The sequence below is a fragment of the Blautia sp. HCP28S3_G10 genome, assembly GCF_052065235.1.
Classification (GTDB): domain Bacteria; phylum Bacillota; class Clostridia; order Lachnospirales; family Lachnospiraceae; genus Blautia_A.
Genome location: NZ_JBQHUL010000064.1, coordinates 1 through 10,066 on the forward strand (window position 1 = coordinate 1; position 10,066 = coordinate 10,066).

A 10,066-nucleotide genomic window follows, 5' to 3' on the forward strand; every position below is an offset into this window, starting at 1 on the left:
CACGGCATAAAGTAATCCGATGAAAAATCCATCAGAATAATTTATGCTGTGCCCCTTTTTAATTTGATTGAATGTGGCATGGTATAGGACCAGATAAAATGCCGGATAACAACCAGATGGCATATCGGTGCCCAAAGGCGGAGGTGGTAGAAACCGTCCGCCTGGAGGGGTATCGGCTGACCTTTGCAGCCGCAGGGAGCGGACTTGCCACCATCTTCCCGGAAGAGGGAAGCCATGTGGACGGCGTCCTCTGGTCACTGACCGGGGACTGCGAAAAGAGTCTGGATCTTTATGAGGGCTACCCAGATTTTTACGACAAGCAGGAGATCACCGTCAAGGATAAAGCTGGGAAAGAGATCAAAGCGATTGTCTATATCATGACGAAAGACTATATGCAGAACTTTAATCCGCCAGGACGGTCTTATCTGACTGGGATCTTAAAGGGATGCAGGCAGAACCACATCCCAACGGGACCGATCCTGAAAGCAGCCAGGAAACCGCCTGTGCCGGGACAGACGCAGAAAAGCCAGCCAAAGCAACAGAGGAAAACCGGACAGGAACGATGAAAATCGTGAAAAAATTTTTTCAAACGGTATGCTTTGTAGCACTTTTCTTAAGTGCCGGGTTCCTGATTTACCACATGGTATATCTCCCAATGGAGAATAAAAAGCTGGTGGCAGAGCTGAAAGGGAATTTCCCGGAGCCGGAAGCTCCGGGAGCCTCAGGCTCTGAAAAGAAAGACCACCCGGCTGGAAGAAAATGCCCGGTGGCTGCGGTAGAACTTGTTTCTCTCCGAAAACAGTACCCGGATGTACAGGGATGGCTGACTATACCGGACACCGGGATTGACTATCCGGTGCTTCAGTCCGAACAGGAGAATGGCGAATTTTATCTGAAGCGGAATTACAAAAAAGAATATGACATCAACGGAAGTCTGTTTTTACAGGCAGACTGCAAAGTGTCTGAAAGCAGGAATCTCATCATTTATGGCCACAACATGAACAGCGGGGCGATGTTCGGAAACCTGGACTTATATGCAGGGGAAGATTATTATAACGCTCATCGTTTTGCTTATCTTCAGACAGAGGACGGCATTCAGGAATACAGGATCGTCACGGTTCTGAAAGCAGACCGGGATCTGTTCCCATTCCAGCAGAAACTTCTGGATGCGGCGGCAGTGCAGGAGTACTTAAAAGCAGCCAAGCAGAGAGAAGTGTTCGAAACCGGGGATGATTACCTGAAGTGTATATACGATAAGGTTTTGACGCTCGTCACGTGTTCGTATGAATGGAACGGTGCCAGGAACATCGTCCTGGCGGTGCCGGTTTCCGGGGCAGTGTGGAGCCAAAAGTGTTCGTAAGTACCCCAAAAGTGCAGAAAATGAGACAAATCATGACCGCACGGGCTGGGAAATGTTCAAAACAGGGGGAGTATGTAAGGGAGTGTATTGGTAGTATTCAGGTAGAAAAAAGTGTCTGAAAGTACCAGAAAAGTGCAGAATGTGAGACAGCTCATAACCCAGATCCGGCAGGAAGTGTTCCAAAAGGAGTGCTTTCTGCTGGATCTATTTACTTATGTGATAACGAGCTTTGACTCGTTGGAAAGGATGGTAACAATTATGAAACGTTTTTATACAGCAGAATCCGTAACGGAAGGACATCCGGATAAGCTCTGCGACCTGATTGCAGACAGCATTCTGGATGCGTGTCTGAAAGAGGACGAAAATTCCAGGGTGGCCTGCGAGGTGCTGGCGACCCAAGGGAACATCATCGTGGCAGGAGAGATTACCAGCCGATATGAGCCACAGGTGTTTGAAATCGTCAGAAAGGTGCTGGAGAGTGCAGGCTATGACGCAAGCGGAATCCATATGGATGCCCTCATCCACAAACAGAGTCCGGATATCGCCGGGGCAGTGGAACGCTCCAAAGAACGCAGGACAGGGACTGTTTCTGTTCAGAGCGGACTTGCTAATGGTGCCGGGGATCAGGGAATCATGGTGGGATACGCCTGCGATGAGACGCCGCAGCTTATGCCGATGCCAGTGGTTCTGGCGAACCGCATCGTAAGGGAACTGTCTGCAAGCCGCAGAAGCGGATATATCACGGGAATCCTGCCGGACGGAAAGGCACAGGTGACCGTGGAATATGAGGATGACAGACCTGTCCGTCTGGATACGGTCGTTGTGTCCTGCCAGCATGAAAAGGAAAAATCCCTTCGGAAGCTGGAGCATGAGATCCGGGAGAAAGTGTTACGCCCGGCACTCCGTATGCTGCCGCCGGATGAGGATACCAAGATCTTGATTAACCCATCGGGCAGATTTGTGTGTGGAGGTCTGGATGCAGACACCGGCCTGACCGGAAGGAAGCTGATGGTGGATACCTACGGCGGCCTGGTACCGCATGGCGGCGGTGCATTTTCCGGGAAGGACTGTTCCAAAGTTGACCGATCCGGGGCATACATGGCTCGTTACATTGCCAAAAACATGGTGGCTGCCGGACTTGCCAGCCGATGCCAGGTGTCCCTTGCCTATGCCATCGGGGTTGCCCAGCCAGTCATGGTGCAGGTGGATACCTTTGGAACGGGAAAAATCTGTGCGGATGACTGCCTCGCCGCCGCGATCCCTCTGGTGTTCGGACTTACCCCAAGCCAGATTAGTGACACTCTGCACCTGAAGCGGCCGATCTACCGACAGAGTGCGGTGTTCGGGCATTTTGGAAGAAAGGAATTCCCGTGGGAGAAAACGGATAAGGCAGAGCAGCTCCGGGATACCGTGATGTAATGCCGTGGATTCCGGAAGAAGAAATTAAACGTGCAAGGGAGATCACCGCCATTGAATACCTGAAGAAATACCAGCCAAACCGTCTGAAAAAATCTTCAGCCAGAAATGAATGGGAGCTGACAGACCACGACAGCTTTAAGATCAACGAGCAGACCAGCCAGTGGCACTGGAAATCCAGAGATATCGGGGGCACCAGTGCCTTAAATTTCCTGATTCATGTAGACGGGTGTTCTTTTCTGGAGGCAGTGCAAATGCTGAAAGATGAGTATCCCACCTATATCCCTCCTCCCGTGGAAGCAAAGCCCAAGAAGCCATTTGTCCTGCCTCCGGCCAGCCCGGACTGCCGCAGGGTGTTCCGCTATCTGAAAGAGCGGGGCATCAGCGGCGAGGTCTTACAGCGGTGTGTTCATTTGGGAATCTTATATGAGAGCCTGCCGTACCACAATGCCGTGTTCGTAGGCCGGGATGAAAACCAGGTGGCAAGATATGCTTTCCTGCGTGGGATTTACGATGCCAGCGGAAAGTCCTTTAAGATGGAACAGGCCGGAAGCGAAAAGGCATACGCTTTTTGTGTTCCGGCGAAGCACGGATGCAGACGGGTTGCCGTTTATGAAGCCTGTGTGGATGTGCTGGCCCACATGACACTGGAACAGGGAAGAATGGATAAGTACCGTTTGGAGCTTGGCGGGATCAGCGCACCAAAAGAAGGAAAGAGCCAGCGGAGCATAAAAAAGCCGCAGGCACTGGAACATTTCCTTACCCAGCACCCGGAGATCACCGAGATCGAAGTGTGTACCGACAATGACTTTGCCGGACGGTGGGCGTGTGAACATATCCGAAAAGCCTATGAGGGAAGCTATCAGATCATCAAGAATCTGCCGGAGATTGAAGGGGCAGACTGGGCAGACATGGCAAAGATGGCTGCCAGGACACCGGAGAAACGGCAGAACAGGGAAGTGAGGTGATGCCTGTGAAAGACAAAATAGAAGTGGAAATGCTGTCCCCTGTCATGGCAAGTTTTATCCCGGATCATTCGGACATTGTGGACTGGGAAGATGCAGATCCATTGGAAGGAAACGAGCTGGTGCCATATCAGGAAGCCATCGCAGAAAAGATTGCGGAGGTCAACCGGCTCAGTACACCCGGCCATGAGCCAGGAAACCTGATGGTGCATTTTCACGGAAGCGACAGTGTCCGGGAAAAAGTAGAATGTATCACGATGGGGGTAAAAGAGCAGGATGGCGTTTTATATGGCTGTGCCAGCCTGACGCTCCGCAAACCTCTGACACCAGGGGAATATGTCGAGCTGGAAGGGTACCTGCGGGGCCAGTACAGCGATGGCTGGGGAGAAAGTCTGGAACAGAGGGAAATCAAAGTAGACGGCGGTGAGTTATACCTGCATTTTTATGTTGGTGCAGGCTCGGAATTTTTGATACAGGTGAAAGCATCGGAAAATGGCGTACAGGAAAAACAACCGGAACAGAAGCAGCTCCGTCCAAAACTCAAACTTTTAGGGCATGACGGAAATATTTTCTCCATCCTTGGGGATGCTGCAAGACTCCTTCGACGTGCCGGAATGTCTGGGCAGGCCAACGAGATGGCAGACCGTGTCTATAAGAGCGGCAATTACTATGAAGCACTGGGGATCATCAGTGAATATGTGGAAACTGAACTGTCGAACCACCGGGAACAGACTGGAACGCCAAGAAAAGAAACCGTGAAAAAAGAAGCACCGAAAAGAGAGGATACCTGCCGATGAGCAGTTCCATAAAGAAAAGCACTTCCAGAGAAATCTGGAAAATAAGCGACCGAAAGGATGATGCCTATGGGAAATACCCTGAAACTTGAAGATCTTTTAAAACCGGACTGTGTGCCGGATGAGTCTGCCGGAGGGGAGAACTGGTGTATCCTGCATGGGGATACCTTAAAACTGGTTAAAGGATTCCAGCCGGGGATCTTTGATGCAGTTGTAACCGATCCGCCCTATGCGTCCGGGGGAACCAAGCAGAACGAACGCAACCGTACCACCAACCAGAAGTACAGCAGCATGAAAGCAGAGAATGCCCTGCCGGACTTTGATGGGGATAATAAAGATCAGCGTTCCTGGACCCATTGGATGGCAGAATGGCTGTACGATGTGCGGAAAGCCTGCAAGAGAGGGGCTCCGATCTGCCTCTTTATTGACTGGAGACAGTATCCGTCCATCACCGATGCCCTCCAGTGGGCAGGGTGGATCTGGAGAGGAACTGCCGTCTGGGACAAGGGGAACTCCCGTCCACAGAAAGGCAGATTCCGCCAGCAGGCAGAATATATCGTGTGGGGAAGCAACGGCCCGATGCCGATCAACCGCCCGGTGTCCTGCCTTCCGGGGGTGTTCCGCTATGGAAATCCCCAGAATCGCATCCATGTGACCGAAAAGCCGCTCCAGCTGATGAAGGATGTCATCCAGATCTGCGAGCCGGGCGGCCTGATCTTAGACCCGTTTGCCGGAGCTGGTACTACCATCCTTGCGGCGGCAGAGTCGGGCTATCAGGCAGTCGGCATTGAAGTGACCGATGCGTATTATAAGCTCGGAAGCGACCGTGTCCGCATTGCACTGGAAGCCGGGGAAGAAGCGGAAAACAAAGAACCACAGTAGCCGGATGTCTGGCAGACATCTGAAAAAGAGAAGAAAAAAATCCAGATGTCCACAAGACATCCACAGAGCCGGAATGCTTTGTGGGTGTTTCTTTTTAGAAAAACGCCGGGCAGAGGAAAGCTGTCCGGTCAGGAAAGGAGATGGTCGTATTGGAACAGGCACTTGCTTATGTCTGCTGTTCTGCAGAAGAGGGAAAGACCAAAGTACAGCGGTACTGCCGGAAGATCTACGAACTGGGATATGTGCCGATCTGCCCGCAGTACAGTTTTTCCCCATTCCTTGATGACGAGGATGCAGAGGATATGCAGGCCATGCGGAGAATGTCCCACCAGATCTTAAGGCGGTGCAGGATGGTGGTCGTCTGCGGAAAAGAGACCACCGGGACGATGAACACGGAGATCAGCATGGCTGACAGACTCCATATCATCTGCACCACACTGGATGGGTTAAGCAAAATCAAGGAAAACGAGTAATTCAGAGAAAGAGCAGGTTCAGAGGGGACGAAGCAAAATGCGACTGGTTTTGCAAGCATAGCGTTTGGATATCCAAACGCACTTTGGGGAGAACCCCAATCCCCCATATTGAACCGTAAACAGACGAAAGGAGAACAAAATAATGTTAGGATTTATACTTGGCACAATGACTGGAGGAGTAATGGGCGTTTTTGCAATGTGTCTTTTCATAGCTGGAAAGCGGGAGGATGAGGCACTGGAGCGGTGCCGGATGAAACCAAAGGAGATCATCGACCACGGTGCATGCATCTGTTTTGTAGACGGCAAAGGACAGGAACTGTTCCGGCTCTCAGACGGGGAGAGCCTTGTGCAGAATGCCCCAAATGGAGAACGGAACGTATCCACCTGCCACTATCTGGATGCCGATTCTGCCATGATCGATGGAAAGAAATGGAACCTCCTGGAATTCGCAAAAGAGATGGAAAAAAGAGGGATCATGATCGCCCCGATGGAACTGTGCCAGGTACCGGAAAGGGGGTGAGGCCTATATGAAGAAAAAGATCATTGCTGCAGCGGTAGCCATTGGCGTGCTGACAGGCTTCCTGATCTGGAAAAACCGTGAAATGTAAGGAAATAATCAATACCCCGTTGGAAAGCAGGTGAAGAGATGAGAAAAAGAAACCATGTGATACCAGTCCGCCTCAATGCAAAGGAGCTGCGTTTTCTGGAAGAACAGGTAGAAAAAAGCGGCCTGTCCCGCGAGGAATATATCCGTTCCATTGTCATGGGCGGTGAAGTCCGGGCAAGACCCTGTGAGCATCATACGGAGCTTTTACGGAAAGTATCCGGTCTGTGCAACAATGCCAACCAGCTTGCCCATGTAGCCAATGGCTGTGGGATGGCCGGGGAAGAGAGTATCCGGGAAATGCTCCGCATGACGAAAGAGACATGGAGGCTGGTCAAAGAGGAATGGTAGTCAATGGCATACACCAGTATCATCCCGGTCAGCCGTCTGGACAATTCCATCACTTACATCCGAAACAAGGATAAGACCACCAAGAAAGGGCAGAGTGCCGGCTCTCTGGAAGAAGCCATTGATTATGCCATGAACCGGGACAAGACGGAGCGTTCCGTTTTTGAGGATGCTATCGGCTGTGTCTGCGAAACTGCTTATCAAGATATGGTAGCTACAAAGAAACGATACCACAAGATGGACGGAGTACAGGGATACCATCTGGTGCAGAGCTTCGCCAAAGGGGAAGTTACCCCGGAACTGGCCCACCAGATCGGAATGGAGCTGGCAGAAAGACTCCTTCAGGGAAAATACGAAGCAGTCATCACCACCCATCTGAACACGGAGCATTACCACAACCACATCGTGTTTAATTCGGTGGGCATGGAAGATGGAAAAAAGTACCACAGCAACAGCTGGAGTTACTATGAGGATGTGCGGAAAGCTTCGGATGCCTTATGCCTGAAATACGGCTTATCTGTCATCGAGCCGAAAAACGGCAAAGGGAAATCCTACGCCCAGTGGATGGCAGAACAGGACGGAAAGCCGACCTGGAGAACCTCGATCCGTCTGGATATCCGGGATGCGGTGGCAGAGAGCTTCACCTGGAAACAATTTCTGGAACAGATGAAACAGAGGGGATACCAGTGGAAGCTGAACCGGAAATACATTGCATTAAAAGCACCGGGGATGGAACGGTATATCCGCTTGCGGAGCCTTGGGAAGCATTACTCGGAAGAGAGCATCCGGCAGTGGATCTTACAGCCAAAGAGCAGGACACCTGCTGGAAAAGAAAGAACTTCCCAAACCCCGAAAAAGAAGTTAAAAGGGATACAGGCCCTGTACTATTCCTATCTGTACCAGATGGGTGTCCTAAAGCAGAAGCCGAAAAGGATCTCCCCGGTGCTCCGGGCAGATATCCGAAAACTGGATGCCAGGATCGAGCAGATGGAATTCCTCCAGAAGCATCAGATCACCACCCGTGAAGAGCTGGTGGCATACCGAACCCCGTTGGAAGAACGGGTACAGGCACTTGCGAAAGAGCGGAAGCGGCTGTACCGGAGCGAGCCGGACAGTGCCAGAATCAGTCAGATCACCGAAGAACTGAAGCCACTTCGGAAGGATATCCGCATTTGTATCCGGATTGAACAGCAGTCCAAGGAGATGGAAGAGCGGATGCGTCTGGCAGAGCAGATCCAGAGACAGGCAGAACAGGAAGAAGAACAGACGGAGAAAAACAGACAACCGAGAACAGAAAGCAGGTGAATGATATGAATTATGGAGGCGATGCGGCGGACCAGATCGTCCGGTATTCCCTGGACGGCGTGGACCACGGGCTCAGGCTTTCGGGTACGCTGGCAAAGCATCTGGCGGTATTTGTTGCCGCCGTATTAAAAGACCAGAAGAAAACAAGGGGCAGAACCCGGATGGTACGGATGCTAAAGGAGAACAAGCCATTGAAGTTCTTTACTGTGCCATCCGACCGCCTGAGAGAATTCTGCAGTGAGGGCAGGAAACGGGGACTGCTCTATGTGATCATTCGGGATAAAAAGAACCCGGAGATGAGCGAGGTCATGGTCTTTGCGGATGACGCAGCCAAGGTCAACCGTGTCATGGATAAGATGAACCTGGATTTCGTAAGAAGCGAAGTCGGGGAAGCTGTCCATGAGGTAACCGAAGGAATGGAAGCACCGGAAACCGGAGCGGTACAGGAAACCGGAGCGGTACAGGAAACCGTACAGATGCCGGAGGGTGAAGTGCAGTTCGAGATCAGTGATCTGGATGAAGCATTCCAGGTCGGTGACATGGATTTTTCCGAAGGGGAAAAGAAACAGAACCATGATGGAAAGGAGTTTTCCGAACCGGAAAATTTTATCCCGGTGCAGGAAGAGGGGGAAGAGAATCTGTCCGGATCTTCCTTGCACAGCAGAAATATTTCTACCGGGCAGGAAAACGGGACTGATGGAGCAAGACAGAAGGAACAGGAACGTCCCAGTGTCCGCCGGGAGCTGGAGGACATCAAACGGGAGAAAGCAGAGGAATCCCAGAAGCGGAGCCGGGAAAAGAACCGTGGACCAAAGAAAACGCAGAAGAAAGCGAGAAATAAACGAAAGACGAAAGCGAGGTAGAAGATGGACCTGACAAAATTTTTAGGGCAGGACACCCAGGAAGTGTCCGCCCAGCGGTTATCCAAAGAAGAATATGCCGCACAGAAAAAGCAGGAGAGGGAAGAACTCTGGGGCATGATCGATGGAAAGGCACAGGAGGTCTTCCAGAATGGGGACTCCTTAAAAGGCTTCCTTGATTTTATGGGACAGTGCAAGCCGCAGAGGACAGACAACCTGTTCCTGCTCTACGCACAGAACCCGGAGATCCGGCAGGTCAAGACCTTCGAAAAATGGAAGGAAGAAGGCAAGGTCGTCAAGACCGGAAGTAAAGGATACAACTTTATTGTCGGTCAGGAATACGAAAAGGACGGCGTCATCCAGCAGGGATATTCCATCCAGAAAGCCTATGACATCAGCCAGATCCGCACCAAACAGCCGGAAGAGCCGGAGCCAAAACCGATGGACCAGCTGATGGAAGCTCTGCTGACCGACAGCGAGGTCAGAATCCAGATCGCAGACAACCTGCCGGATAAGGTGCAGGCACAGTACATTCCAAACAAGCGGACGATTTATGTCCGAAACGGCATGAGCGAAAATGCAACGTTCCATTCCATCAGCCGGGAACTGGCGTATGCATCCCTGGACCACCACGATGGAAGCTACAGCCGGGCAGGGGTATCAGCACAGGCTTATTGTGCGGCGTATGTGACAGCACAGAAATACGGTGTGGATGTCTCCGGCTTCTCCTTTGATAAGGTTTGCGAGATGCAGGCATTCGGACAGAAAGACCCTAAAGACTTACGTTCCTTTATCCAGGACGTAAAGAGTGCAGCATATTCTATTGGCAAACAGGTAGACCGTAACCTTGGCAAAAGCGAACAGGAATTTATGCCCGATGAATTTGCCGTCCCGGAGGAAAAAACAGAGAAACCAGCCAAGAACAAAAAGTCCCCGGAACGCTGATAAAAAAAGGGCACTGAAAAAGTCTGATTCCAAAAAAGAATTGGGCTTTTTTTAGTGGCCCTGTTATAATAGAATCATGAGGAAGGAGGTTCTGTCATGTTGAAAGATCATTCA

Annotated in this window: 12 protein-coding genes; all 12 read left to right on the forward strand. The window is 51.2% G+C overall.

Annotated features, from left to right (window positions below):
- Positions 1 to 98 precede the first annotated feature (98 nt).
- The 12 genes from ACTNB8_RS15700 to ACTNB8_RS15755 all read left to right on the forward strand — a co-directional run bounded on the left by ACTNB8_RS15700 (position 99) and on the right by ACTNB8_RS15755 (position 9,952).
- On the forward strand, positions 99 to 566 hold the full coding sequence (locus ACTNB8_RS15700; RefSeq protein ID WP_441056024.1) for a gamma-glutamylcyclotransferase family protein: 468 nt from the start codon (positions 99 to 101) through the stop codon (positions 564 to 566).
- Positions 563 to 1,360, forward strand: a complete 798-nt coding sequence (locus ACTNB8_RS15705) for a class B sortase (protein WP_441038840.1) — start codon at positions 563 to 565, stop codon at positions 1,358 to 1,360. Before ACTNB8_RS15700 ends, ACTNB8_RS15705 begins: the two co-directional genes overlap by 4 nt.
- A gap of 258 nt (positions 1,361 to 1,618) precedes the next feature.
- Positions 1,619 to 2,779, forward strand: coding sequence for a methionine adenosyltransferase (metK, locus tag ACTNB8_RS15710; RefSeq protein WP_441038838.1), 1,161 nt, complete (start codon positions 1,619 to 1,621; stop codon positions 2,777 to 2,779).
- The gene (locus ACTNB8_RS15715) at positions 2,779 to 3,744 is read left to right on the forward strand and encodes a DUF3991 domain-containing protein (protein WP_441038836.1); all 966 of its coding nucleotides are present in this window, start codon (positions 2,779 to 2,781) and stop codon (positions 3,742 to 3,744) included. Before metK ends, ACTNB8_RS15715 begins: the two co-directional genes overlap by 1 nt.
- A gap of 5 nt (positions 3,745 to 3,749) precedes the next feature.
- Positions 3,750 to 4,538 (forward strand): hypothetical protein, encoded by a 789-nt coding sequence (locus ACTNB8_RS15720; protein ID WP_441056025.1) that lies wholly within the window; start codon positions 3,750 to 3,752, stop codon positions 4,536 to 4,538.
- Positions 4,539 to 4,604: 66 nt separating this feature from the next.
- A complete protein-coding gene (locus tag ACTNB8_RS15725) occupies positions 4,605 to 5,417 on the forward strand; it encodes a DNA-methyltransferase (protein ID WP_441056026.1) in 813 nt (270 codons plus the stop codon).
- A 149-nt stretch (positions 5,418 to 5,566) separates the two neighbouring features.
- Positions 5,567 to 5,890: a DUF7768 domain-containing protein gene (locus tag ACTNB8_RS15730; protein WP_441039831.1), complete on the forward strand. Its 324-nt coding sequence runs from the start codon at positions 5,567 to 5,569 to the stop codon at positions 5,888 to 5,890.
- A gap of 142 nt (positions 5,891 to 6,032) precedes the next feature.
- Positions 6,033 to 6,410 carry a DUF3789 domain-containing protein gene (locus ACTNB8_RS15735; RefSeq protein WP_441039822.1) on the forward strand — a complete coding sequence of 126 codons (378 nt, stop codon included), beginning with the start codon at positions 6,033 to 6,035 and terminating at the stop codon, positions 6,408 to 6,410.
- Between the two features lie 126 nt (positions 6,411 to 6,536).
- A complete protein-coding gene (locus ACTNB8_RS15740; protein ID WP_441039821.1) occupies positions 6,537 to 6,845 on the forward strand; it encodes a plasmid mobilization protein in 309 nt (102 codons plus the stop codon).
- Between the two features lie 3 nt (positions 6,846 to 6,848).
- Positions 6,849 to 8,147 carry a relaxase/mobilization nuclease domain-containing protein gene (locus ACTNB8_RS15745; RefSeq protein ID WP_441039819.1) on the forward strand — a complete coding sequence of 433 codons (1,299 nt, stop codon included), beginning with the start codon at positions 6,849 to 6,851 and terminating at the stop codon, positions 8,145 to 8,147.
- A 5-nt stretch (positions 8,148 to 8,152) separates the two neighbouring features.
- Entirely contained in the window at positions 8,153 to 9,010 is an 858-nt protein-coding gene (locus tag ACTNB8_RS15750) for a PcfB family protein (RefSeq protein ID WP_441039818.1), read from the forward strand.
- Between the two features lie 3 nt (positions 9,011 to 9,013).
- On the forward strand, positions 9,014 to 9,952 hold the full coding sequence (locus ACTNB8_RS15755) for an ArdC-like ssDNA-binding domain-containing protein (protein ID WP_441039817.1): 939 nt from the start codon (positions 9,014 to 9,016) through the stop codon (positions 9,950 to 9,952).
- Positions 9,953 to 10,066: the final 114 nt, after the last annotated feature.